Genomic DNA, 25,429 nt, shown 5'->3' on the forward strand with positions numbered 1-25,429 from the left:
TATGAACGGTTCTATTATATATGTTGTATCGGATTCAGTAGGGGAAACAGCGGAATTGGTTACAAAAGCCGCTGCAAGCCAGTTCTCGGGATCTGCATTTTCCATAAAGAGAATTCCGTATATTGAAGATGAACAAAACGTGGATGAAGTGATATCACTGGCTAAGTTGGATGGGGCAATCATTGCTTATACTCTTGTGAAGCCGGCTATTAGAGCGTATATGAAAGCACAGGTCGAGAAAGAAAATTTGTCTGCTTATGACATTTTAGGGCCGCTCATGGACATCCTTGAGGAAAGGGCGCCAAAAGGGCCGCTTAATGAACCTGGTCTTGTAAGAAAGCTGGATGATGACTATTTCAAGCGTGTGGAAGCCATTGAATTTGCTGTAAAATATGATGATGGACGTGACCCTCGGGGCATATTACGTGCAGATATCGTCCTTGTCGGTGTTTCACGCACTTCCAAAACACCGTTATCACAGTATTTAGCCCACAAACGATATAAGGTGGCGAACGTACCTTTAGTGCCTGAAGTGGAACCTCCAGAAGAGCTGTTCCTGGTACCTCCTGAGAAATGCATTGGTTTAAAGATCAGCCCGGAAAAGCTGAACCATATTCGTAAAGAACGATTAAAGTCGCTTGGGCTTAATGATCATGCGATTTATGCAAATGTGGAGCGCATAAAAGAAGAATTGACATACTTTGATACCATCATTTCAAGGTTGAACTGTCCTATCATTGATGTAACCAATAAAGCTGTTGAAGAAACAGCCAATTTGATAATCAATATTCTTCAAAACAAAAACCGTTGATCCTTATAATTAAGGTAAATCAAGATGTGAGCTAGGCACTTTATGTGTCAGCTCACATTTTAATGCCAAGGTTAAATAGGGAATAAAAAGAATAAGTTCAAAATAATTACATAAAATTCCTCGTTGTGTTCAACCGTAAATCCTTTAATTTGCATGAAAACAAAATCGGAATTTAAATGTTGGCATCTTCTAAACAAATAGACTATAATAAAAAATTGTGAGAAAAAAGTAATCTTAAGGTTTAGACTTAATTAATAAGGAATAAACTAAAGGTTAATGAGATGTCAAGGTTTTTATCATAAAAATAATTCGACATGTTCCGTATAATTTAGGAGGGGCCGGTCTTTTTCAAGGCAAAAGATGCGCTTTCACTTAAATGAGCAGGTATTCCTTGGAGAATAATGTGTGCGCTTTTAGAGGAAACTCTCTGGATCAATGCTGAAAATTCACCATATCTTCATAAAGTTTAGGGGAGAAAAAGGATTATGCAGAAAGATGTAGAATTAGAAGTTATGAATAATAAACCTACGATACACGTCGATGCCGATGCATGCCCGGTGAAAGACGAAATCCTTCATTGTGCAAGTTTGCACGATGTTGAAGTCTGTTTTGTTGCATCATATAAAAATATGATGAATAACCCTGAAGGTAAATGGGTATATGTCGATGCAGACAAAGAAGCGGCAGATCTTTATATAGTAAACTCAGTAAAAAAGGGTGATATTGTCGTTACTGCAGATATTGGTTTGGCTGGAACCCTGCTTCCGAAAAACGTTTATGTCCTTTCGCCAAGGGGAAAAGAATACACGGACGAGAATATTTTCATGCTCTTGGATATGCGTTATCAGTCGGCGAAACTCCGCAGACAGGGTAAGCATACAAAAGGGCCGAAAGCATTCACGAAGGAAGATCGTGCTTGTTTTACAAATAAACTTTTGAAAACATTGTCGAACTTTGCAGGGAATTAGGAAACAGTATCGAATTAAAAACTATCACCAATATTGCAAGGTGGAAAAATGATAAATGGCCGTATAGAAGATGAGAAAATTAATCAAATTCGTGAAGCAGTTGACATTGTTGATTTAATTGGGGAGTATGTCCAGTTAAAGAAGCAGGGCCGCAATTACTTTGGCCTATGTCCTTTTCATGGTGAAAACTCGCCCTCGTTTTCCGTTTCAACGGAAAAACAAATCTTTCACTGTTTTGGTTGCGGGGCAGGGGGAAATATTTTTACCTTCTTAATGGATATAGAAGGCTACAGCTTTGTGGAATCTGCAAAAGTTTTAGCCGAAAAAGGAAATGTTCCTTTGGATGTTGAAATCAATAAGGATTCCAAGCGTTCTAACATGCCGGCAGGCTCGCAGCAAATGGTTGAGGCACATGACCTGCTGAGGAAGTTTTATCATCATCTCCTCGTTAATACGAAAGAGGGGCAGGATGCTCTCGAATATTTACTTAAACGCGGGTTTACTGAAGAGACGATAGAAAAGTTCCAAATTGGCTACTCTTTGGATTCATGGGATTTCGTGTCCAAGTTTCTTTTAAAACGCGGGTTTCCAGCGGAATACATGGAGCAGGCAGGGCTTATTATTTACAGGGAAAAAGACGAGTCATATTTTGACCGTTTCAGAAATAGAGTCATGTTTCCAATTATGGATCATCAAGGAAATACGATTGCATTTTCAGGAAGAGCGATGGGGGACGATGAGCCCAAATATTTGAATAGTCCTGAAACGCCAATCTTTAATAAAAGTAAAACTTTATATAATTTCCATCATGCAAGACCACACATACGAAAGAAAGAACAAGCAGTCATTTTTGAAGGCTTTGCCGATTGCATTTCAGCTGTTGGCGCAGGTGTGGAGAATGCGGTCGCTACAATGGGTACTGCCCTGACGGACCAGCATATCCAGCTTTTAAAAAGAAATACTGACCAGATACTTATATGCTACGATTCGGACTCTGCGGGATTGAACGCTGCCAATCGTGCAGTTAATATGCTACAGGACCATGAATTTTCCGTGAAAGTCGCTCTCATGCCTGATAACTTGGACCCCGATGACTACATAAAGGAATTCGGTGAAAAAAGCTTTGTTTCTGAAGTAATAGGGGCCAGTTTAACCTACATGGCATTCAAAATGCATTATTTGCGTCGAGGGAAAAATGTAAATAATGAAGGAGATCGAATTCAATATATCGAAGAAGTCCTTAAAGAAATTTCACGATTGCCAAATGCAGTGGAGAGGGATCATTATCTTCGGCAGCTATCCTCTGAATTTTCCCTATCATTGGATGCGCTGGAACAGCAGCAGCGTCAGGTGTTCTTTACGGAACGCAAGAAGGGGACACTGCCGCAGCCTGCAGCCCAAAAGCAAATGTCCCTGCAATATGAGCATAAATTAAAGCCTGCTCACCATAATGCTGAAATGAAGTTGATCGCCCATATGCTAAAAAGCAGGGATACGACTTTCAAAATTCAGCAATTGCTTGGACAAACGGTCTTTCATGTAGATGAACATCAGGCAATCATCACCTATTTATATGCGTTCTATGAAGATGGACACGAACCGGATACAAGCTTTTTCCTTACTTATTTACCGGATCCAAACTTGAGAAGGATCGTTTCGGAAATAGAAATGATGTCAGTGAATGAGGAAGTTACCGATAAAGAACTGACCGATTGTATAAATCAAGTGTTGAAATATGAAAAGTTGTTAAAGATAAAAGAAAAACAAGTTGAAGAAAAAGATGCAGTTAGGCGAAGTGATTATGTCACTGCTGCACAAATTGCCATGGAAATCATTAAATTGCGTAAGTTGTTGTAGTCGTTTAGGTGTAAGTCCTGGAAGGAGGGGAACTAATGGCTGAAAAACCAGCACGTTCCAAACAAGTTGATAATGAATTTAGCCTTGAACAGGTGAAAGAAAAATTACTAGAGCTAGGTAAAAAACGAGGCTCTTTGACTTTAGAAAAAATCGCTGAAATGATTGGCGGTTTTGAATTGGATTCCGATCAAATGGATGAGTTCTATGAGGTGTTAGCAGAAAACGGCGTCGAAATACTCACTGATGGTGAGGAAGACGAGGATGAAGATGATCCGGATGAGAAGAAGCTTGCAAAAGAAGAAGAGTTTGACTTAAATGATTTAAGTGTTCCTCCTGGCGTTAAAATCAATGACCCAGTACGCATGTACTTAAAGGAAATTGGTCGGGTCGACCTTTTATCGGCAGAAGAGGAAATCTCTCTGGCGACGAGAATCGAAGATGGAGATGAAGAAGCGAAACGCCGTTTGGCTGAAGCTAACCTTCGACTTGTTGTCAGTATCGCCAAACGCTATGTCGGACGCGGAATGCTTTTCCTTGATTTGATTCAAGAAGGTAATATGGGACTTATCAAGGCAGTGGAAAAATTTGATTACCGCAAGGGATTCAAATTCAGTACGTATGCAACATGGTGGATTCGCCAAGCGATAACCCGTGCCATTGCCGACCAAGCTAGAACGATCCGGATACCGGTGCATATGGTGGAAACCATCAATAAATTGATCCGTGTCCAAAGACAGCTTCTTCAGGATTTAGGACGTGAACCTTCTCCGGAAGAAATCGCGGAGGATATGGATTTAACACCTGAAAAAGTTCGTGAAATCTTGAAAATAGCTCAGGAACCGGTTTCATTGGAAACGCCAATAGGTGAAGAAGACGATTCACATTTAGGTGATTTCATTGAAGATCAGGATGCAACCTCTCCATCGGAGCATGCAGCATATGAACTATTGAAAGAACAGCTTGAAGATGTATTGGATACTCTTACTGACCGTGAAGAGAACGTCTTGAGACTCCGCTTTGGACTTGATGATGGCCGTACCCGTACTCTTGAAGAGGTAGGTAAAGTATTTGGGGTCACCCGCGAGCGTATCCGTCAAATCGAAGCGAAGGCGCTGCGTAAACTGAGACATCCAAGCCGCAGCAAACGCTTGAAAGATTTCTTGGAATAGAATATATGCCCTTCACAGAGCCCTCTTTGAATGCCCAGCGTTCGGGAGCGGCTCTTTTTTTTAGTTTCGATGTAAAAATATCCTGTAAGAACAATGATTTCCTTTACCCATTCAATGTAGAAAATTTTAAAAGCTAAGTCGTTAAAAGAAATGATCATCATGAGGATGTGAGATTCATGGATGAGATGAGAAAGAAAATCATCATTCAAGAAATAAACTCCTGGAAGGAAAGTCGTATGCTTCCGGAGCAATATTGTAATTATCTGCTAGCCTTATACTGTCAAGGCGAACTGCCGCCATCCAATTCGGCTAAAACCGGGAGCAAAAAAAACGACTTCTTTTCCGGGTTGTTGATTGGAGCCCTTTTTGCATTTATTGTATTTTTGAATTATTTTACTGAAATACCCATAAGAATGCAAATGCTTATGACAACAATTTCAATTCTTGTCTTTGGGCTGGCGGTCCGCCGCTTTACCGGCAGGAAAATCATTTTTCAAATGGCCTTGATGGGAATGGCGCTATCTTTGCTTTTATTAACAGTCAGTTTTGCCGAATTCATGGCACCCGGCCAAGTGAATATCCTTTATATTTTCTTGTTCATTAATTGCGGACTTTGGATTTTATTGGGCAAAAAACTGAAGCTGCTCCATTTTTCCATAGCGGGAGGCCTGGGAGCAATGGTCACTCTTTACTTTTTTTTTAGGACTTTCTAGCGGTTTTAATTAGTAGTTTTAGGGTATTATTAAATATATGTAAGAAAAAGTAAAAGTGTTTGGAAATATACATAAGTTTTTGACAATTTTAAGAAATTATATAATATCTTCTATTTTTGGGCTTTTACTTGAAACTCTTTTCAAGTAAAATAATATATAGCTGTTTGTATATAATATTAAATATGGTAAGTTTAGGTTCTACATAGGGGAGGAAATACTATGAATCGCAATCCAGTAATGCCTTTTATTATTATCATGGTTTTTGGTATTGGACTTATGTTTTTACTTTCGTTTAAAGGTTTGGGTGATGCCAAAGATCTTGCTAAGGAAAAAGAGGGCGGCGAAAAGACAGAAGAAACAGAAAGTGCCTCAGCATCACCTGAGGACATCTATAAGCAAAACTGTATCTCTTGTCATGGTGACGCCTATCAAGGCGGCGTCGGGCCTGCCCTAAAAGGAGTTGGCGATCGTCTGTCGGTTGACGAGGTCAAAGACGTGATCACTAATGGACGAGGTGCGATGCCACCAGGTTTAGTCGAAGAACAGAACATTGACGCCATGGCCGAATATATTCATGGACTGAAATAATTCATGAAACTGACTCAAGAAATCGTTGGAAAGCGAACTTTTTGAGTCAGTTTTTCATTTATTCTGAAAAGGAAGATTCCAGATGGAAAGTTTCTTTTGCCCACTGATAGAAAGAGTCCTTTTTCTCCTTTCTGTAATTTTCCGATTGAACTTGGTATAATCGAAAGGGAAACGAAATATAGAAAGAAATTATTTGAATTAAGAGAGTTGATAAATATGAACCATGAAAAACTATCGATGAGATTAGAACGTGTTGCCATACATATACCAAAAGGAAGCATCCTTGCAGATATAGGTTCCGACCATGCTTATTTGCCGTGCTATGCTGTGACTAACGGCTTGTGTGACAGCGCAATAGCAGGGGAGGTTGTAGAAGGGCCATATCAGTCAGCACGCAAGCAAGTTGCAATGACAGGGCTTGGGGACAAGATAGAGGTCCGTAAAGGAGACGGGCTAGAAGTATTGAAGCCCAATGAAGCGACATGCATTACGATTGCAGGCATGGGAGGTACTTTAATATCAAGTATATTGGAAAGCGGAAAAGGGAAACTCGGCAAGGCAGAAAGGCTTATCCTTCAACCTAATGTCGGTGCAGCGAATGTTCGCAGCTGGCTAATTGAAAACGGCTGGGAACTTAGTGGAGAGGAAATCCTTGAGGAAGATGGGAAAATCTATGAAATCTTAATTGCTGAAAAAGGGGACCCGCTCCGCCCTTATCGGGTAAACAAGCAAGCCGGCCTCACATTCGGTCCATACTTAAGAGAGCAATTCAGTGACATTTTCATAAAAAAATGGCAGCTAGAGAAAAAACATTTGGAAAGAATCATCGAACAATTGGATGAAAGCGGAAGAAGCGGACTGGAAACGAAGCGCAATGAATTAAAATCCCAAATTTCCGTAATTGAGGAGGTGCTTAAAGGGTGAAGACAGTGAATGGTCTCAAAATCATTGAAACGTTTGAACAATTCTCCCCAAAGCATTATGCAATGGAGGGAGATCCGATCGGACTGCATGTAGGTCAGCTCAATAAGCCGGTTACTAAAGTGCTGATTGCCCTTGATGTGCTGGAAGAGGTTGTAGACGAAGCGATAGAACATGGCGCGGAATTGATCATCGCCCATCATCCGCTTATTTACCGACCTTTGAAAAGGATCGACACAAACACAGCTGGAGGCCGCATCATCGAAAAGCTGATCAAACATGATATCGCTGTTTATGCTGCGCATACCAATTTGGATGTGGCTAAGGGCGGAGTAAATGATTTACTTGCCGAAGCGCTGCAATTGCAGGACACAGAAGTATTGATTCCAACTACCGAGACAGCTCTAAAGAAATTGGTCGTATATGTTCCAAAGGCCGACGCACAAAAGGTGAGGGAAGCCTTAGGTAAGGCGGGGGCCGGAGCGATCGGGAATTACAGCAATTGTTCGTTTTCCGGGGAAGGTACCGGACGCTTCTTGCCAGGTGATGGCAGTGAGCCGGTAATTGGCTCGCAAGGAAAGCTTGAAGAAGTAGCTGAAATGCGGGTCGAAACGATATTTCCGGAAAATATCGAGAAGAAAGTGCTAGCTGCGATGATCAAAGCCCACCCATATGAGGAAGTTGCTCACGATATATATAAACTGGAGAATAAAGGGGAGTCTCTTGGCTTAGGGAAGATCGGTGTACTTCCTGAAGAAATGACACTTGAACAATTTTCCGAACATGTGAAGCGGACACTTGATGTTGAAAAGGTGCGTGTCGTTGGTGACTTGCAAAGCCCAATCAAAAAAGTGGCCGTGTTGGGCGGAGATGGCAATAAATACTTTACGACAGCGAAATTCAAGGGAGCTGATGTATACGTTACAGGTGACATGTATTATCATACAGCCCATGACGCGATGATGCTTGGATTGAATATCGTGGATCCAGGCCACAATGTTGAAAAGGTGATGAAAAAAGGGGTGGCACGAATCCTTAAAAAAATGTGCCGCGAAAAGAACTACGATGTGGAATTCATTCCATCCAGGCTGAATACAGACCCTTTCCGTTTCATTTAAATATTACCAAAAAGGCAGCCATTAGTGGCTGCCTTTCTTTTTTTTGTGAAATCATTTCTTCACTTTAATCTTGGGTAAAATTTTATGCAATGGCGTTTTCTTTTCGGTATTCCAAGTCGATTCATCATTTGCTTCATATTGCTCCAGAAATGCGATAACTTCCTTCGTGATCGGAGTTGGTGTTGATGCTCCTGAAGTGACGGCAACTGTTTCTGCATCTTTTAGCCATTCAAGGTTCAGCTCGGAAATGTCAGCGATCCGATAAGCTCTTGTGCCGGCAATCTCTTGGGAAACTTGTGCAAGGCGGTTTGAATTATTACTCTTGGGGTCTCCGACAACGATTAAAACATCAGCTTCGCCAGCTTGCTCGGCAACCGCTTCTTGGCGAACCTGTGTCGCTAAACAAATTTCCTTATGGACTTCGGCATGTGGAAACTTTTCCTTGACCTTATCCATGATATCCAATACATCCCATTGGCTCATCGTTGTTTGATTGGTGACAATGATCTTATCACTATTCAAAGTCAAGGCTTCCACATCTTCATCCTTTTGAACCAGGTGAACGACATCGGGAGCAACTCCGACAGCACCCTCTGGTTCCGGATGGCCTTTTTTGCCAATATAAATGATTTGATAGCCTTCCGCTTGTTTTTCCCGAATTAAGTCATGTGTTGCGGTAACATCGGGACATGTAGCATCGAGCGTGACAAGACCTTTTTTCTCGGCGATCTTCCTAATCTCAGGTGAAACGCCGTGAGCAGTAAAGATGACGGTTCCGCTGTCCACCTGTTCGATGATATCGTTGCGGTTGCTGCCGTCCAACGTGATGATGCCTTCTTCTTCAAATGCATCCGTCACATGTTTGTTATGAACAATCATTCCTAAAATGTAAATGGGACGTGGCAAGGTTTTATCTAAAGCCGCATTACGGGCGATGACCATGGCATCGACAACGCCATAACAATAGCCGCGCGGGGAAATTTTAATTACTTTCATCTATGTGTCCTCCTTCAAGGCAAGAAACTCTCACTTTTTATACCTTTCTATTATATAAGACCATAGATGATATTACAAAACATCATATTTACATTTTGCGGCCTTTATATATAAAGCTTCGGACCGGATGATCTTTCCCTTTTGGTTTCGGTACGGACTTGGGCGATGGGGTTAGCTTCAATGGCTTCTTCTCTTTTCTTCGAATCCGTTTTTACCTCAATGTTTTTTTGTACCTCAACATTTGGCTCGCTTTCAACGGAAGCTCCTTCATCCTCGTTATCACCGGCTGATGAAATGCTCCGGAAAACCTTCCACATGGAAGGCAGGTTTTTAATCACGGGTCCGTACTGTTCCACCATAGGCGTGAATTGTTCCGCCGCTTGTAACACTTTTTGCGTGTTGGAAAGCATGTTATTAAGGGACTCGGGGTTTTTTAATGTTTCTAAGATACCGCCTCCGCTGCTTCTTGAAGAACTTTGGTTAGAGGAAGCGGCTGGCGCAAATAAATTTGGCGAAGCTCCTTTTTGTTTCGACTTACCTAGTATTTTTGACAATAACCCTTCTTTCTTTGCTGGCCGCATCTCCTGCCGCTGCGGCTGGTTGAAAGGGCCGCGGAAACCTTGAGGTCCCTGTGGCACTTGCCGTCTGTTTTGTACCATCGGCCGCTGCATCTGCTGATAAGGGTGGGGGATTTGCGGTGACTGTCTGAATGGTGCAGGGTGCTGCTGCATCCTTCGGCCATTGGGTGGCTGAAAACCGGGTCCGGGTTGACGATTTCTATTTGGGAACATTGGTTTCACCTCCTCAGATATTATATGCTGATGTAATCTTCTATATAAATTATGCAACTCGACTAAAAAGGTTTGAGGAAAGAGTGACTGGGCAGTTGTGAAGTAACCGGAAAGAAGGTAAGATGGTAACGGTAGTCTTTTAGCTCCATGTCTGCGGGGGATACGCTATGACCAGGACAGGGGCTTTTCGTTTGCAAGAGTCCATTTTAAGAGAACTAACCTCAGCGCTTGCGCTTTTTTGACTTAAGTAAATGGGCCACAGGGAAAAAAGTAGAGGGCCTGACCATTATGGGACAATCCCTATTTTCTTCACGAGCAACCCAGGCGCTTGCGCTTTTTGTGTAAAATTTATTATAATAACAGGACATGTCTAATGACTGACAGGATAAAGGAGTTTTTTGATGAAACAAAATCAATTTGAACGATTTAATTTGAAAAGCTACATTCTAGATGCGGTTCGTACTTTAGGGTTCGATAAGCCGACGGAAATTCAAGAGCGCGTGCTTCCGTCGCTTTTAAAGGGAAGTAGCTTAATTGGACAGTCGCAGACAGGAACAGGAAAGACACATTCCTATTTGCTGCCGATCATGAACAGGCTTGATGCCGGTAAGAATGAAGTTCAAGCGATTATTTCCGCACCAACCCGTGAGTTAGCGAACCAAATCTACAAAGAAGCTTTGAAAATTGCTGACCATTTCCCTGAGGATGAGCAGATTCAAGTCCGTTGTTTCATCGGTGGTACGGATAAACAGCGAATGATAGATAAATTGAAGACACAGCCGCAATTGGTAATCGGTACGCCGGGCCGGATCAAGGACTTGGTTGAAGCTCAGGCATTACAGGTGTATACAGCAAAAATGCTTGTAGTCGATGAAGCGGACCTTATGCTTGACATGGGCTTCATTGAAGATGTCGATTTATTTGCATCACGTATGGCTGAAAAAATTCAAATGCTTGTCTTTTCGGCAACCATTCCAGAAAAATTGAAGCCGTTTTTGAATAAATATATGGAGAATCCAAAGTATGTTCAAGTGAATCCCAAGCAGGCGACCGCTTCGAAAATTGAACATGTTCTTATACCGCTTCGTCACCGTAACAAAGAGCAGTTACTTCACGATATCATCGTTCGTTATAATCCATATTTGGCGATTGTTTTCACGAACACAAAGAAAATGGCGGATCATGTGGCTAATTCCTTGAGCGAAAAAGGATTGAATGTCGGTCGTATTCATGGGGATTTAACGCCTCGTGAGCGTAAAAAAATGATGAAGCAAATCAATGATTTGGAGTATCAATTCATCGTTGCGACAGATCTGGCTTCCCGTGGAATCGATATTGAAGGTGTAAGTCATATCATTAACTATGAATTGCCTTCAGATTTGGATTTTTATATCCATAGGACGGGTAGGACGGCTCGTGCCGGATATTCAGGCATTGCCACTACCATTTACGATACTTCTGATGAAGATTCATTGAACCGTCTTGAAAAAATGGGCATTCAGTTCCGTGATGCCGATATCCAAAATGGTGATTGGGTTGATATCGACGAACGTAATAAACGGAAAAACCGTAAAAAACAAAAATCTGATATCGATGTTAAAGCGAGCAGGCACGTCAAGAAGCCGACTAAAGTCAAGCCAGGATACAAGAAGAAAATTCAACGTGATGTGGAAAACTTTAAAAAACGTGAACGTCGTATACAGAGAAAGAAATAGGGGAGAAATCAGATGCTGAAGATTGGATCGCATGTTTCAATGAGCGGGAAAGGTATGCTTCTTGCTGCGAGTCAAGAAGCGGCTTCGTATGGCTCCAACACATTCATGATCTATACAGGAGCCCCTCAAAACACGAGACGTAAAAAAATCGAGGATTTAAATATCGAAGCCGGAAGACTGCATATGGAGGAGAATGGAATCAGCGATATCGTAGTCCATGCTCCGTATATCATTAATATAGGAAATACCACGAATCCAGCCACATATGAGCTTGGAGTCAACTTTTTACGCAGCGAAATCGATCGGACCGAAGCGATTGGAGCAAGGCAAATCGTACTTCATCCAGGTGCGCATGTTGGTGCAGGCAGTGAACTGGGAATCAAGAGAATCATCGAAGGTTTGAATGAAGTGCTGACTGCAGACGATAAAGTTCAGATTGCCCTTGAAACGATGGCGGGTAAAGGTTCTGAATGCGGCAGGTCTTTCGAGGAGCTGGCGATGATCATTGATGGTGTAACCCATAATGAAAAATTATCGGTTTGCTTCGATACTTGTCATACTCACGATGCCGGATATAATATCATCGAGGATTTTGATGGCGTACTGAATGAATTTGATAAATTGGTCGGTGTTGACCGCATCAAGGTCCTTCACATAAACGATAGCAAAAACGAACGCGGCACGCGCAAGGACCGCCATGAAAACATTGGATTTGGTCATATTGGTTTTAAGGCGTTGAATGCTATTGTCCACCATCCGCAATTGAGCAGTGTTCCGAAAATCCTGGAAACACCTTATGTAGGGGAAGACAAAAAAGACAAAAAGGCACCATATAAATTTGAAATTGATATGTTCAAGAATAATCAATTTGATGAAGATCTATTGGATAAGATCAGATCTCAACAATAATCATAATAGGACGATTCATCGAAAAAGATGAATCGTCCTTTCATTTGCAATTGGATTAAGTATGCACAAATAAAGACTGCAGCTGGATTAAAATCTTTAAAAAGTGGAAGTAAGGTTGTTGAAGAGGGATTCAATTTCCCTGGCTGTGCTTGCTCCGGCAACTTTTGTAATTTGACCAAGCACGTTCTGTCTTTGACGTATATCAAAAATGTTAATATTTTTACCTGCTAGAAGTGCAGTGATATCCTGTGCTTGTTTTTGAGTAAGTGCAACCTTATGCTGTTTAGCAAGTGAAAGCAGTTCATCGGGGCGTATATTGTTGATTTTATGATTAACCATCATTTCAAATAATTTCAAAACATCTCCTCCTTTGTTAAAACATATGAAGAAGGAAGACGTATGTGAACATGAAACTTTGTTTGATTAAGGTAAGTTTGGTTCGGCTAACATTTTTTTGTGGTTCAGGGCGTGCCGATACGTGTTCAGAGGACCGGATTCTTTACATCTGGCCTTCTTTGATTTATACTAACGATTGTTAATCGTAATGATTCTTAAAAAATAGGTGATCTCTTTGGATAATGTAGTAAACCCCATAGTTAAATTTGAAGATATATCTTACAAATATACAAAAGATCTAGTGCTGGAACATGTTTCGCTTGAAATCCCTAGAGGGGCCTTCTTAGCAATCGTTGGGCCGAATGGATCCGGTAAGTCAACGCTTTTGAAGTTGCTGCTTGGTCTGTTCAAGCTCCAAAAAGGAAAGATTGAAATATTCGGGGATGACATACGACGCTTTAAAGATTGGCAAAAGGTCGGTTTCGTATCCCAAAAGGCGAACTCCTTCAACTCTGGGTTTCCTGCCACAGTTTTTGAAGTAGTTCAGAGCGGGTTGACCAAAAAAATCGGCTTGTTTAAGTTTGCAGGCAAAGAGGATAAGCAAAAGGTGAAGAAGGCTCTGGAATCCGTGGATATGCTTGAATATCAGAGCCGAAATATCGGGGAATTGTCCGGAGGCCAGCAGCAGAGGGTGTTCATTGCCCGTTCACTGGTCAGCGAGCCGGAATTGATGATATTGGATGAGCCCACGGTTGGCGTTGATTCAAAAAACGTCCACCAATTTTATGAAATGCTTGAGATGTTGAATAAAAAATTAGGAATAACCTTGATTTTAGTAACCCATGATGTTGGTACTGTGACCGATAAAGTCACACATGTCGCCTGTTTAAATAAAAAGCTTCATTTTCACGGGGATGCTTGTGAATATAATGAGTTGGATGAAGGTGAGCTCTCGTCCATTTATGGACATGGAGTCCAATTTTTAAATCATGATCATTAATATGTTTTGGAGGATAGCCCAATGATATCGGGGATATTGCAATTTGAATTTTTGCAGAACGCTTTCTTGACCGGGATCATCATCGGAGCGATCGCGCCATTAGTGGGCGTTTTTGTCGTGGTAAGGCGGATGTCGATGATTTCCGATGCGCTCAGTCATGTGGCGCTTGCTGGAATAGCGTGTAGTTTATTGCTGCAGAAGAGCTTTCTATCTTTAGCAGGATTGAATCCGCTTTATATAGGAATGGCATTTTCTGTAGGTGGTTCATTATTCATTGAAAAATTAAGAGGGGTGTACAAGCATTATCAAGAGCTTGCAATCCCGATCATAATGTCAGGCGGCATGGGTCTTAGTGTCATTTTCATATCCATTGCAGATGGTTTCAATACCGATTTATACGGTTATTTATTTGGAAGTGTCAGTGCCGTCAGTCGGGCGGACTTGTATGTCATTTTGGCAGTGGGGATAGTCGTAGCCTTGATGCTCACCCTGTTGTATAAAGAATTATTTCTGTTATCTTTTGATGAAGAGCATGCGAAAGCGTCTGGAATACCTTATAAGGCGATTCATTTTATTTTTATCGTCATGGTCGCATTGGTCATTGCCGCTTCCATGAAAATCATTGGCATATTACTTGTTTCTTCGCTCATGACCCTCCCGGTAGCTGCCAGTCTCCGCTTTGCGAAGGGTTTTAAGCAGATGATCGGTTATTCGGTATTATTCGGTGAAGTTTCCGTCATAGGCGGATTATTCTTATCATACAATCTTGACCTCGCTCCTGGCGGGACCATTGTAGTAATAGCTGTACTAATTCTCATCTTGTCAATTTTGTTTGATAAGTGGAAAAATCGATAGATGGGGTGATGTATTATGAACGTAACTACTGCCATGCAATTATTAAAAGATAAAGGTTTTAAGCATACAGGAAAGAGGGAAGAAATGCTTCAGCTTTTCTCTTCCAGTGATAAATATTTAACGGCCAAAGATGTATTGGAAAATATGAAACAGGATTATCCAGGTTTAAGCTTCGATACGATTTACAGAAATCTTTCCTTATTTGTCGAACTGGGCATCTTTGAAGCGACCGAGTTGGAAGGGGAAAAGCGTTTTCGTTTTACATGCGGTCATTCCTCCCATCATCACCACTTTATCTGTTTGAATTGTGGAAAAACGAAGGAAATCGAAGTGTGCCCGATGCAGGAACTTCAGGAAAGTTTGAAGGACTACGATGTTTCGGGGCATAAATTTGAAATTTACGGACGCTGTCCCGCATGCAGCGTATCTTTGGAAGCATAAAAACCATTGACCTCCAGTCAATGGTTTTTTCTTGTTTCATTTTATGGTTGCCGGTTGCCCTGCCATCCAAATATTCACCCAGGCAGAGGCTTCTTGCCAATTGTTGACCCGAATCACCCTTTCAGGCACGGGATCTTGGTTGTAAGGAGTATTAAATAAAATCACGGGTATTTTACACTCTTCCGAAATCGCCACTGCATTATCGTGCTTGTCCTCTAAAAAGAGATCGACTTCGAATTTTTTGGCTGCAGCCACTTTATCGTGTGAGCCTACAAGCTCAATATGATCATATAGGACTTCATTAGACGTGAACCAATTTTTGGTTACATCCATTAAACGATTGCTTCTGGCACTGATGAAATAAAGGTTGGCTTGTTCTGTCCATTTTTCCAATACATCTTTCGCACCTTCAGCCAATAATGATTCGGAATAGATGAGTGGCTCGCTCTCAATGAACCATTTAGTGAAATCCTCTTTTGGAACATTCACGAAGGGGAATAAGTCATATTCGGTAATATCTTCATAAGCTAAATTTAGCTGAAAAGCTTTATTTAAAAAGGGGACCATGGAATCAGGTCTTGTAACAGTCCCGTCTATATCGATGCCAAAACGTTTTTTCATGATGAATCTCTCCCTCATTTTCAATACTTGTAATAGTGTAACATATCCCATCATAGCTTTGGTAAAAACCCGTATTTATTTCCAAGACATGAAACCATTTTCACGATGGGTTCCGCGTTTTTTACATACACTATAAATGCTTCACAAATGAAAGTGAGGGATGCACGAATGGAAAAAGATCAATACTCCAGTATTGACGATGAAATGCAATTGGCGAAAGACGGCAGTGAACCAACCGTTGTGGATGATCAGCATCATGAGCGGTATTATAATGAAGATACACCTGAAGATGACAGACGATATGAAAGTCGTGGGACCATAACCAATATGGATAACCGGTATCAGGAAGAAACGTCTGCCGAAATTTCAACACCGCCTCAGCGAATCAGGTCATATAAAAATGATGGGCCTGCAGAGGATAATGGTTCTGGGGATGTGGCATCAAGAGGGAAAGCGATTGGTGTCATAGCTTTGATCATCTCCATATTATCTTTATTCATGATGCCTTTCCTTTTAGGGATTGTGGGTATCATTGTAGGGATAGTGGCTAGAAGCCGGGGATCGAACTTGGGTACTTGGGCCATCGTCATTGGTGCAATCTCCATCATCGTTGGCATATTCATCCTGCCGTTCTTTTAACATCATTAAACCCTTTGAAAATGCATCAAAGGGTTTTCAAATGGATTAAAACAAAAAATCCCGATAATGAAAATTCGGGATTTTTTTTGTTTTATTTATTTAGTAAAGCTGCAGCAGCTTCGGCTCTTTGTTTTTCATAGTACTCTTCCGCGATTTTGTCAATTTCCTTTTTAAGTTCCTCGACCATCGTTTCTTCAGGCACTTTACGAACAATTTGACCTTTTCTAAATAGTAAACCTTCACCACGTGCCCCGGCAATGCCGATATCAGCCTCACGGGCTTCCCCAGGGCCGTTTACCGCACAACCAAGCACTGATACCTTGATTGGCGCTTTAACCGTCTGGATGTACTCTTCAACCTCATTGGCGATGGAAATCAAATCAATCTCGATTCGACCGCAAGTAGGACAGGAAATTAAAGTGGCCATGTTCGAAGCAAGGCCAAATACTTTTAGAAGCTCCCTTGCCACCTTCACCTCTTCGACGGGATCGGCACTTAAGGAAACACGCATCGTGCTTCCGATGCCCTGACTTAGGATGGCACCTAGTCCGGCAGCGCTTTTTACGGTTCCTGAAAACAGTGTACCTGATTCCGTGATCCCAAGATGTAGGGGATAATCGAATGCTTTTGAAGCTTTTTCATATGCCTCGATGGCTAAATTCACATCGGAAGCCTTCATGGAAACGATAATGTCATGAAAATCTAGATCTTCCAGGATCTTGATATGGTGTAAAGCACTTTCTACCATTCCATCAGCAGTCGGGAAGCCATATTTCTCGATGATCTTCTTCTCTAGAGAACCAGCATTGACCCCGATGCGAATTGGTATTCCTTTAGCCTTCGCAGCTTTCACCACTGCTTCAACCTTTTCACGGCGACCGATGTTACCAGGATTTATCCTGATTTTATCAGCTCCGCCCTCGATTGCCTTCAGAGCAAGTTTATAATCGAAATGAATATCGACTACAAGAGGGATGTTTATCCGTTTTTTTATCTCAGAGATTGCATCAGCTGCCCTTTCATCCGGGCAGGCGACACGTACGATTTGACATCCAGCTTCTTCAAGGCGAAGGATCTCTGCAACCGTTGCTTCAACATCATGTGTTTTTGTCGTTGTCATGCTTTGTACAATAACTTCATTATTGCCGCCAATCGTTAAGTTTCCGACTTTAATTGGCCGCGTCTTGGTGCGATGTATGATTTCACTCAAGTGGAATTCTCTCCTTTAGGAAAAAATCAGTTTTGATTTTTAATTTGTTTCTCAGAAATATTGTATCAATGTACATACCGCTTGACAAGGAAATAGGACGCATAATGTTTTTTTCATCATGAGTAATTTCCTGATTTTGGATAAAATAAGTGCTGGGAAATCCCCTTGATGGTTCTTGTGAAGGGGCAGATTCCTATTTTGGGGGTTATTTGTAAACGGGAATCTTATATGTTTTGCCAATCTGCATATCCTCGGGCTTCAATCCTTCATTCAAACTTTGAAAGTCAGTGATGATCGTTTCGATTGGCTGATTGGATCCGCCTTTTTCCGTTTCGACGATTGAAAGTAAAGTATCACCCGGTTTCATGGTAATTTCTTTATAAGCAGCAGATGGTGCGGATGCAGGCTGGCTGGCCGGGACTGCCTGTTCGCCTGTTGAGGCCGGTGGATGGGAAGCCGGCAGGGTACCTGTAGTCAAATCAAAATAAATAATAAATAAAGTGAAACAGAATGAGATAAAAAGCAGTAGCCGTTTCAATTTTCCATCCTCCCAAGCTTGTCTTTACTTCATCTATACTTGGAGGGGGCAAAAAATATGCCTAAAAATGGGCGATTTTTTAAATGAAATGTGAGAGTGGCCATTCAAATTTTTCTATTTCAATTGAGTAACATCATTATTATTTGAATGAGTGTTAAGAAAGGAGCGAATTTCCTTTGGGGTCAGACCACTCTTTTTTGCCTCCATTATGAGTAATAACCACTGTACATCAATATGACTCTCCTTCACGTCTATCACCTCTTAAATACTATTTCAACCATAAGTATAGGAATAACTTAGTGAGTATTTTGTCGAATTAAGTAGATATAAAAAAATGATGACTGTAGTCATATGCTGCAAAGGCATGGATTACCCGATTTTATGCTTAAGCAAAACCGGGCCAGGTGGTCGAATCCCAGTAGACAAATGGGGTTCTATCTAAATTTTAAACAAGGTGATTGAACAGGTGTGCGAGAGGAGACCCCGCAGGCGCAAAGACCGCCCTGGTTTCAATCAACGTTCTAATTTTACAAAGCAAAAAAAGACTGTAGGCAAACTCGATTCGCATCAAGTTTGCCTACAGTCTGAGTCCAATCTTGTTAATGTCAATTTCCGATCTTATTGACTGATGTTTCTTTAATGGATAAATATAACATCATCAATGTCACAAACCAGCTAATGATGGAAGCGAACGGTACCATTGCTTGAAAAGCATCCATGATGGTGAAAAATACGGTGGCAAGCGTTATGCTGTAAGCACCGATTCTCCATAGATGTCTATAGGAAAGAGGACGGCCAAGAGCATTTTTGAAAAATAGACCGAAAGCGGCAAGGATAGTCACTTTAATGAAGATTCCGCTAGCGGTAAACAGGTATAATATAAGTAGAAGCAATGGAAGGATGATAGGCAGCACAGATTCAACTGAATCAAGCCAAGTGGATATTTCCCGATTATCTCCCTCCAGAACGGAATAAGGAGAGGATTGAACGTTGCCTCCGGATACGAAAACCAGATCAGACTTTAAAAGCGCGACAGCTTCATCAGCTTTTGCGGCTACTTCTTCCGGGGTCAAGGCTCCCGTGCCATCTACAAAAATTTGATATCCGTTTTTATTCAGGCTAAATGGCTCATCTTGTTCAGTTGTTAACGTGCCATTTTTGATTTCAAATGCCGGTAAGTCTTCGGATACTGTTTCGTGCATGGCATCTATCCCGTCAACTACCATTGTCCCGAAATAAAAAGCTGATGGGAGAAAGGCGATGAGACTTATAAAGAAAACGAATAAAATCGTTTTCCCGATACCTTGATTTTTAAAGGAAGCGATATCTTTAGGAGAATACAAGCTTACCCATAGTTGTTTGAATATGTTCAATGTTTTCAGCACCTAACTATATAAGATTCCTAACCAATTTTAACTATATGGGAAAAATAAAACAACCTGTATTCTGCTTCATTGGTTTCAACCATCAGTAATGAGGTAATTATGGAGAGATAAAGTCAAAATATATATCGAATGAGAAAGGGGCGTTTAGTAATGGATACACTATTTTGGATAATAATTGCCCTCATGTTCATAATGGGGTTTGTCGGTCTGATTTTTCCAATCATCCCAAGTGTATTATTCATTTTCGCCGGAATATTGCTCTATGGATTTTTTTATTCTTTTGAACCATTTGGCTGGTTTTTCTGGACGGTCCAAATTTTATTCGTCATCCTTTTATTCGCAGCTGATTATATTGCGAACATGGTCGGGGTCAAAAAGTATGGAGGGACGAAAGCGGGAATTTGGGGCAGTACGATCGGTCTTCTGGTCGGGCCATTCGTAATTCCGTTCCTCGGAATATTAATAGGACCATTCATCGGGGCATTCCTGGCAGAAATCCTAGTACATAAAAAAGACCCGGTTACTGCTTCGAAAATCGGCCTTGGTTCCGTTGTAGGCTTTATAAGCAGTGTCATTACCAAAGGCATCATCCAACTTCTTATGATTGGATATTTTCTATTCGTGGTATTCTCATAGGAAATATAATCGAAAAATGAAAAAATGAGGCATAAGGTTTGAAACGGTTACAAAAATTTGATACTCTATTTCTAGCGAGCTTTAGGATCTTTCGAGAACTGAAGCCCTCAAAAAAACAGCTTACATAGGGAGGAATTTTATTATGGCTTTTGAACTTCCACAATTACCGTATGCATATGATGCATTAGAACCACACATCGACAAAGAAACAATGAACATTCACCACACTAAACATCACAACACATATGTGACAAACCTGAACAATGCCCTAGAAGGTAACCAAGAACTTCTAAGCAAAAGCGTTGAAGAAATTGTCGCTAACCTTGACGCAGTACCTGAAGCTGTTCGTACAGCTGTACGTAACAATGGTGGCGGACATGCTAACCACACTTTATTCTGGGAAATCCTTTCACCTAACGGCGGCGGACAACCGACTGGTGAATTAGCGGATGCTATCACTTCAAAATTCGGAAGCTTTGACAGCTTTAAAGAAGAGTTCGCTAAAGCGGCTACTACTCGTTTTGGATCTGGCTGGGCTTGGCTTGCAGTCAACAATGGTGAGTTGGAAGTAACGAGCACACCAAACCAAGACAATCCATTATCAGAAGGTAAAACACCGCTTCTTGGATTGGACGTTTGGGAACATGCTTACTACCTAAACTACCAAAACCGTCGTCCTGAATACATCAATTCTTTCTGGAATGTTGTAAACTGGGATGAAGTTGCAAAACGTTACAGCGCTGCAAAATAATTTGTAATTAAAAAAGACAGGATTCCTTTTGTGAAAAGGAATCCTGTCTTTTTTGTTTCTTTAATCCGAACGGAACAACGCACAAATTCACGAGTAAACTCTTCAAATTCACGAGTAAAAGCTCAAAACTCACGAGTAAAAGTCCGAAATTCACGAGTAAAAGCATCGAATTCACGAGTAACGCAAAAATTTACGAGTAAACACTCCAATTCCTGAGTGAAATCTCGAAACTCACAAGTGAAATCCTAAATCTTATGAGTAAAAGCTGGAAAATCACGACTAAAAGCTCAAAACTCACGAGTAAACACTCCAAATTCATGAACATCCCCTTCGTCATCGCCAATCAAAGAGTTTTCTTTACACTGTTCTTTTTCAAATTCAAAAGGAAAACAGTGTAAGGGCAACTACTTTTCTGCCTTCGCCATCCTGGCTCGTCAATCGAAGAGTTTTCTTTACACTGTTCTTTATCAAATTCAAAAGGAAAACAGTATAGGGGCAACTGCTTTTCTTCCTTCGCCATCCTGGCTCGCCAATCAAAGAGTTTTCTTTACACTGTTCTTTTTCAAATTCAAAAGGAAAACAGTGTAAGGGCAACTACTTCTCTGTCTTCGCCAGTCGAAGAGTTTTCTTTACCTTTTTTTACATAAATTCTTTTGTTTTTTCAAACACTAGAGTGGAATTTAAAGGAGAGTTAAAACAATGGGTATTTTAGAGAGATGGTTGGGTGAAGCGGGGGGAAAGAAGGATCTGCACCTCCTTTTGTTTATTGGAGGGCTGTACAGCCTAAGTATTGCTTTATCCAATACATTCGTTAATGTGTACTTGTGGAAACAATCCGGTCAAATTGTGGATATTGCCGTATATAATCTAACCGTGGTGCTTTTTCAACCGCTTACCTTTGTCTTTGCCGGCAGGCTGGCGAAAAAAGTGGATCGAATCATTGTTTTGCGTCTAGGTGTTATCTTTTTGGCCCTATTTTATTTATCAGTCCTATTGGTCGGTACACGGGCAACGGATTTTCTTTGGTTGCTTGGTGGACTGTTAGGAATCGGTTATGGGTTTTATTGGCTTGCCTATAATGTGTTGACTTTTGAGATAACTGAACCAGAAACAAGGGATTTCTTCAATGGTTTTTTAGGGATTTTGTCATCCCTTGGGGGAATGGTCGGTCCGATTCTTTCAGGGTTCATCATTTCGAGGCTTGAAAAATTCACGGGATATTCCATTGTATTCGGATTGTCTTTGCTATTGTTTTCCGTTGCGGTTTTTCTTAGCTTTTCGCTAAAAAGACGTCCGGCTCATGGCAGGTACTGCTTCTTTCGGATATTGCAGGAACGGAAAAATAATCGGAATTGGCTCTTGATCACTCGTGCTCACTTTTTTCAAGGGATACGAGAGGGCACCTTCATGTTCATCATTTCGATTACCGTTTTCATTCAAACGGATAGTGAACTTGCCTTAGGAAGCTATGGTCTATTAAATTCTGCCATATCATTCGTTGCGTATTTTTTTGCTTCACGATATATAAAACAGCCGATGCGCAAAAAGGCGATCCTTATTGGAGGAATCCTGTTGTATGCAGGGGTCTTATTGATTGCATTTGATATCACATTCGGGAAGCTTCTCATTTATGGGGCAATTGTCGCAACCGCTTATCCTATTCTCTTGGTCCCTTATATATCACTGACCTATGATATTATTGGCCGGGCTTGGAAAGCAGCTGAAATGAGGATTGAATATATCGTTGTCCGGGAATTGTTCGTTCATATTGGAAGGATTGTATCGATATCAGGGTTCATACTTTCCGTCATGTTATTCGACCTAAAGCAATTACTGCCGATTTATCTGTTGATCGTCGGGGCAGGGCATACCGTGATATATTGGTTTGTACGGAAAATCGATATCATTGACCAAGATTGAAAAAGAGGCCTTAGAGGCCTCTTTTCCAATTACAGGACCTACGGTTGTAGGATTTATGAGCCGTAAGTCACTTTTTATGTAAAGTTCGTTAGATGTTTAATATTTCTAGAACACTAAGGTAGAAAAAAATATAAATGTTCTATAGAATAGTATAGGATCTATTATGACTATGTAAAAAGGATGTGTGGCTTAGTGTGAATAAAAAGAAAAAGAAAAAGACGCATGTGCCTTTCAGATTGAATATTCTTTTCTTTTTAGTGTTTGTTTTGTTTTCCGCTTTAATTTTACGCTTGGGTGTTGTACAGATTGTTTATGGTGATGATTACCGGCGTGAGATTGAAAGAACAGAGGAAGTGACCGTGAATAATTCGGTGCCCCGTGGGAAAATGTATGACCGTAATTTAAAACTGATGGTCGATAACCAACCACTGGATGCAATTACATATACACGAAAGCAAGGTACGAAACAAACAGAAATGGTGGAAACGGCTGAGAAACTCGCGAAGTTGATCGAAAAGGAAACAGACAAAGTGACTGAACGCGATAAAAAGGATTTTTGGATTTTGAAGAATCCAAAGCTGGCCGAGAAAAAGATTACCGATAAAGAGCGGAAAAAAGTGGAAGAGGGCGAGATGGAAGAAAGTGATTTGTATAAGCTTCAGCTTGATCGGATTACTGAAGAAGAAACAAAGCTTTCGGAAAAAGATCTGGAAGTCCTTGCCATCTATAGGGAATTTGCAAGCGGATATGCCCTTACCCCGCAAATTGTGAAAAACAAGAAAGTAACAAAAGAAGAATTCGCCAAGGTGAGTGAAAACCTTGATTCACTCCCAGGGGTCGATGTATCTACAGATTGGGATCGTTTTTATACATATAATAAAACACTTAAATCTGTATTGGGCAAAGTTTCCTCTTCTGAAGAAGGGTTGCCTAGTGAAAGCCTGGACTACTATCTCGCACGTGATTACAGCCGGAATGACCGTGTAGGTAAAAGTTATATCGAGGCGGAATATGAAGATATCCTCCAAGGGCAGAAAGCGAAAGTAAGGAATGTGACCGATAAATCAGGAAATGTTGTCGATTCCGAAGTGATTAATGAAGGTTCACGAGGAAAAGATCTTATATTGACAGTTGATATGGATTTACAGCTTGCAACTGAGGAAATCATTGAAAAGCAATTGATTGCCAAGAAAAAAATGGGTAACACCAAATTCTTGGATAGGGCTTTTGTCGTCATGATGGATCCTAATACAGGGGAAATTTTAACGATGGCGGGTAAGAAATATGAGAAGGATTCAAAAACAGGGAAATCTTCCATAGAGGACTTTGCATTAGGGAATATTACGACTTCCTATACAATGGGCTCCTCAGTAAAAGGCGCAACTGTTTTGACCGGTTATCAGCAAGGAGCCATTCAGCCAGGTACATACTTTTATGATACGAAGCTGAAGATTAAGGGTACAAAGGAAAAAGGATCATATAGTAACTTCGGGAACATTAATGATTTGACTGCCCTAAAAGTATCTTCGAACGTTTATATGTTCAGAACGGCAATTAATATTGCAGGTGCGCATTATGTGCCGAATGAACCTTTGAATATTAGTTCAAGCGCGTTTTCAACCATGCGTAATTCATTTGCCCAGTTTGGCTTGGGTGTCCGCACGGGAATTGATCTTCCTAATGAAATGAGCGGATTCAAAGGTTCCGAAACATCTCCAGGTAAGCTGCTTGACCTTGCCATCGGACAGTATGATACGTACACACCAATGCAGCTCGTGCAATATGTTTCAGCGATTGCGAATGGCGGTAACCGCATGAAGCCGCATATGGTTAAGGAAATCCGCGATCCGGTTGATAATAATGAGGAATTGGGACCTGTTGCCGAAGACGTTTCACCGACTGTCCTTAATCGTCTTGAGATGAAGGAAGAATGGATTGAACGTGTGCAGAGCGGTTTCGAGAAAGTTTCGATGGAACAAGGCGGAACGGCTTATACCTATTTTGGGAATAAATCGTATACAGTGGCAGCTAAAACCGGAACGGCGCAAGCGTTCTATGATGGTCCGAACCGAGCGGATTATAGTGAACCTCAAGATACGATGAATATCACGTTGGTCGGCTATGCCCCAGCCAAAAATCCTGAGGTCGCTTTTGCGGTCGTTGTCCCGTGGGCATATCAAGGACATACGGGCCACAGCATGAGCAAAGAAATAGGTGAAGAAATCATGGATACTTATTTCGAACTGAAAAAAGAACGGGCTAAGAAGGAAAATACCGAAACCTCGACTGATTTGAAAGTGGAGAATGGTAAAGACGTTCAAAAGGACCAGGCTGAAGTTAGAAAAAGCCAGGAAAATGAATAAAAGGTTAAAAACACGTTTTTGGGTAAAACCGGAAACGTGTTTTTTTGCATTTTAAGACCTAGATCAGTAAAGTTCTTTCGTCTTTACAATTAGCACACAATTATTTACTGAATATTTACATTTGCTTCAAACGGAGTTTACAGTCTAAAAGTATGATGTGAGAGTAGGACAAAATATT

At 41.1% G+C, this 25,429-nt stretch carries 26 protein-coding genes; 18 read left to right on the top strand and 8 right to left on the bottom strand.

Annotation, left to right across the window (positions count from 1 at the left end):
- Window position 1 precedes the first annotated feature (1 nt).
- The 8 genes from MPH60_RS05045 (at window position 2) to MPH60_RS05080 (ending at window position 8,145) form a co-directional block, all read left to right on the top strand.
- Window positions 2–811, top strand: a complete 810-nt coding sequence (locus MPH60_RS05045) for a pyruvate, water dikinase regulatory protein (protein ID WP_101223470.1) — start codon at window positions 2–4, stop codon at window positions 809–811.
- Window positions 812–1,323: 512 nt separating this feature from the next.
- A complete protein-coding gene (locus MPH60_RS05050; RefSeq protein ID WP_101223469.1) occupies window positions 1,324–1,779 on the top strand; it encodes a YaiI/YqxD family protein in 456 nt (151 codons plus the stop codon).
- Between the two features lie 51 nt (window positions 1,780–1,830).
- Window positions 1,831–3,636, top strand: coding sequence for a DNA primase (gene dnaG / locus MPH60_RS05055; protein WP_241589932.1), 1,806 nt, complete (start codon window positions 1,831–1,833; stop codon window positions 3,634–3,636).
- A 35-nt stretch (window positions 3,637–3,671) separates the two neighbouring features.
- Window positions 3,672–4,805, top strand: coding sequence for an RNA polymerase sigma factor RpoD (gene rpoD / locus MPH60_RS05060; RefSeq protein WP_034308477.1), 1,134 nt, complete (start codon window positions 3,672–3,674; stop codon window positions 4,803–4,805).
- 176 nt (window positions 4,806–4,981) lie between these two features.
- On the top strand, window positions 4,982–5,518 hold the full coding sequence (locus tag MPH60_RS05065) for a hypothetical protein (RefSeq protein ID WP_241589827.1): 537 nt from the start codon (window positions 4,982–4,984) through the stop codon (window positions 5,516–5,518).
- A gap of 219 nt (window positions 5,519–5,737) precedes the next feature.
- Window positions 5,738–6,106, top strand: coding sequence for a cytochrome c550 (gene cccA, locus MPH60_RS05070; protein WP_034308472.1), 369 nt, complete (start codon window positions 5,738–5,740; stop codon window positions 6,104–6,106).
- 216 nt (window positions 6,107–6,322) lie between these two features.
- The gene (locus tag MPH60_RS05075) at window positions 6,323–7,030 is read left to right on the top strand and encodes a tRNA (adenine(22)-N(1))-methyltransferase (protein ID WP_241589826.1); all 708 of its coding nucleotides are present in this window, start codon (window positions 6,323–6,325) and stop codon (window positions 7,028–7,030) included.
- On the top strand, window positions 7,027–8,145 hold the full coding sequence (locus tag MPH60_RS05080) for a Nif3-like dinuclear metal center hexameric protein (RefSeq protein WP_241589825.1): 1,119 nt from the start codon (window positions 7,027–7,029) through the stop codon (window positions 8,143–8,145). The genes MPH60_RS05075 and MPH60_RS05080 overlap by 4 nt, the downstream gene beginning before the upstream one ends.
- A 51-nt stretch (window positions 8,146–8,196) precedes the next feature.
- On the opposite strand, the gene MPH60_RS05085 is transcribed toward MPH60_RS05080, so the two are convergent.
- Window positions 8,197–9,141 carry a 4-hydroxy-3-methylbut-2-enyl diphosphate reductase gene (locus tag MPH60_RS05085; protein ID WP_048685698.1) on the bottom strand — a complete coding sequence of 315 codons (945 nt, stop codon included), beginning with the start codon at window positions 9,139–9,141 and terminating at the stop codon, window positions 8,197–8,199.
- A gap of 104 nt (window positions 9,142–9,245) precedes the next feature.
- Window positions 9,246–9,932 carry a YqfQ family protein gene (locus MPH60_RS05090; protein WP_241589824.1) on the bottom strand — a complete coding sequence of 229 codons (687 nt, stop codon included), beginning with the start codon at window positions 9,930–9,932 and terminating at the stop codon, window positions 9,246–9,248.
- 401 nt (window positions 9,933–10,333) lie between these two features.
- On the opposite strand from MPH60_RS05090, the gene MPH60_RS05095 reads away from it, so the two are divergent.
- Both MPH60_RS05095 and MPH60_RS05100 read left to right on the top strand, forming a co-directional pair.
- Window positions 10,334–11,647 carry a DEAD/DEAH box helicase gene (locus MPH60_RS05095; RefSeq protein WP_098369785.1) on the top strand — a complete coding sequence of 438 codons (1,314 nt, stop codon included), beginning with the start codon at window positions 10,334–10,336 and terminating at the stop codon, window positions 11,645–11,647.
- A gap of 12 nt (window positions 11,648–11,659) precedes the next feature.
- Entirely contained in the window at window positions 11,660–12,556 is an 897-nt protein-coding gene (locus MPH60_RS05100) for a deoxyribonuclease IV (protein ID WP_241589823.1), read from the top strand.
- Between the two features lie 96 nt (window positions 12,557–12,652).
- Here MPH60_RS05100 and MPH60_RS05105 read toward each other — a convergent pair whose 3' ends face one another.
- The gene (locus MPH60_RS05105; RefSeq protein ID WP_076365270.1) at window positions 12,653–12,913 is read right to left on the bottom strand and encodes a DUF2624 family protein; all 261 of its coding nucleotides are present in this window, start codon (window positions 12,911–12,913) and stop codon (window positions 12,653–12,655) included.
- A 214-nt stretch (window positions 12,914–13,127) separates the two neighbouring features.
- Here MPH60_RS05105 and MPH60_RS05110 point away from each other — a divergent pair, with 214 nt between their 5' ends.
- The 3 genes from MPH60_RS05110 to MPH60_RS05120 are packed head-to-tail and all read left to right on the top strand — an operon-like array spanning window position 13,128 to window position 15,188.
- Window positions 13,128–13,892, top strand: a complete 765-nt coding sequence (locus MPH60_RS05110) for a metal ABC transporter ATP-binding protein (protein ID WP_241589822.1) — start codon at window positions 13,128–13,130, stop codon at window positions 13,890–13,892.
- A gap of 21 nt (window positions 13,893–13,913) precedes the next feature.
- The gene (locus MPH60_RS05115; RefSeq protein WP_241589821.1) at window positions 13,914–14,747 is read left to right on the top strand and encodes a metal ABC transporter permease; all 834 of its coding nucleotides are present in this window, start codon (window positions 13,914–13,916) and stop codon (window positions 14,745–14,747) included.
- A 15-nt stretch (window positions 14,748–14,762) separates the two neighbouring features.
- Window positions 14,763–15,188: a Fur family transcriptional regulator gene (locus tag MPH60_RS05120; protein ID WP_241589820.1), complete on the top strand. Its 426-nt coding sequence runs from the start codon at window positions 14,763–14,765 to the stop codon at window positions 15,186–15,188.
- A 36-nt stretch (window positions 15,189–15,224) separates the two neighbouring features.
- Here the strand turns inward: MPH60_RS05120 and MPH60_RS05125 are convergent, their stop codons facing one another.
- Complete coding sequence (locus MPH60_RS05125) at window positions 15,225–15,809, bottom strand: 5' nucleotidase, NT5C type (RefSeq protein ID WP_241589819.1); 585 nt, start codon at window positions 15,807–15,809, stop codon at window positions 15,225–15,227.
- Window positions 15,810–15,977: 168 nt separating this feature from the next.
- Between MPH60_RS05125 and MPH60_RS05130 the strand changes: the two genes are divergently transcribed.
- A complete protein-coding gene (locus MPH60_RS05130; protein WP_241589818.1) occupies window positions 15,978–16,448 on the top strand; it encodes a DUF308 domain-containing protein in 471 nt (156 codons plus the stop codon).
- A gap of 91 nt (window positions 16,449–16,539) precedes the next feature.
- On the opposite strand, the gene ispG is transcribed toward MPH60_RS05130, so the two are convergent.
- From ispG to MPH60_RS05150, 4 genes are all read right to left on the bottom strand, one after another.
- Window positions 16,540–17,649, bottom strand: a complete 1,110-nt coding sequence (gene ispG / locus MPH60_RS05135; RefSeq protein WP_241589931.1) for a flavodoxin-dependent (E)-4-hydroxy-3-methylbut-2-enyl-diphosphate synthase — start codon at window positions 17,647–17,649, stop codon at window positions 16,540–16,542.
- Between the two features lie 214 nt (window positions 17,650–17,863).
- A complete protein-coding gene (locus tag MPH60_RS05140; RefSeq protein WP_241589817.1) occupies window positions 17,864–18,196 on the bottom strand; it encodes a hypothetical protein in 333 nt (110 codons plus the stop codon).
- Window positions 18,197–18,310: 114 nt separating this feature from the next.
- Entirely contained in the window at window positions 18,311–18,454 is a 144-nt protein-coding gene (locus MPH60_RS05145) for an anti-repressor SinI family protein (RefSeq protein ID WP_336275661.1), read from the bottom strand.
- A gap of 347 nt (window positions 18,455–18,801) precedes the next feature.
- A complete protein-coding gene (locus MPH60_RS05150; protein WP_241589816.1) occupies window positions 18,802–19,569 on the bottom strand; it encodes a DUF1189 domain-containing protein in 768 nt (255 codons plus the stop codon).
- A 162-nt stretch (window positions 19,570–19,731) separates the two neighbouring features.
- Here MPH60_RS05150 and MPH60_RS05155 point away from each other — a divergent pair, with 162 nt between their 5' ends.
- The 4 genes from MPH60_RS05155 (at window position 19,732) to MPH60_RS05170 (ending at window position 25,251) form a co-directional block, all read left to right on the top strand.
- On the top strand, window positions 19,732–20,217 hold the full coding sequence (locus MPH60_RS05155) for a DUF456 domain-containing protein (protein WP_241589815.1): 486 nt from the start codon (window positions 19,732–19,734) through the stop codon (window positions 20,215–20,217).
- A 142-nt stretch (window positions 20,218–20,359) separates the two neighbouring features.
- Window positions 20,360–20,968 (top strand): superoxide dismutase SodA, encoded by a 609-nt coding sequence (sodA, locus tag MPH60_RS05160; RefSeq protein ID WP_034308436.1) that lies wholly within the window; start codon window positions 20,360–20,362, stop codon window positions 20,966–20,968.
- Window positions 20,969–21,667: 699 nt separating this feature from the next.
- Complete coding sequence (locus MPH60_RS05165; protein ID WP_241589814.1) at window positions 21,668–22,888, top strand: MFS transporter; 1,221 nt, start codon at window positions 21,668–21,670, stop codon at window positions 22,886–22,888.
- A 194-nt stretch (window positions 22,889–23,082) separates the two neighbouring features.
- A complete protein-coding gene (locus MPH60_RS05170) occupies window positions 23,083–25,251 on the top strand; it encodes a peptidoglycan D,D-transpeptidase FtsI family protein (protein WP_241589813.1) in 2,169 nt (722 codons plus the stop codon).
- Window positions 25,252–25,429: the final 178 nt, after the last annotated feature.

Origin of the sequence: Peribacillus sp. Aquil_B1 (assembly GCF_022603275.1) — a bacterium.
Classification (GTDB): Bacteria; Bacillota; Bacilli; order Bacillales; family DSM-1321; genus Peribacillus.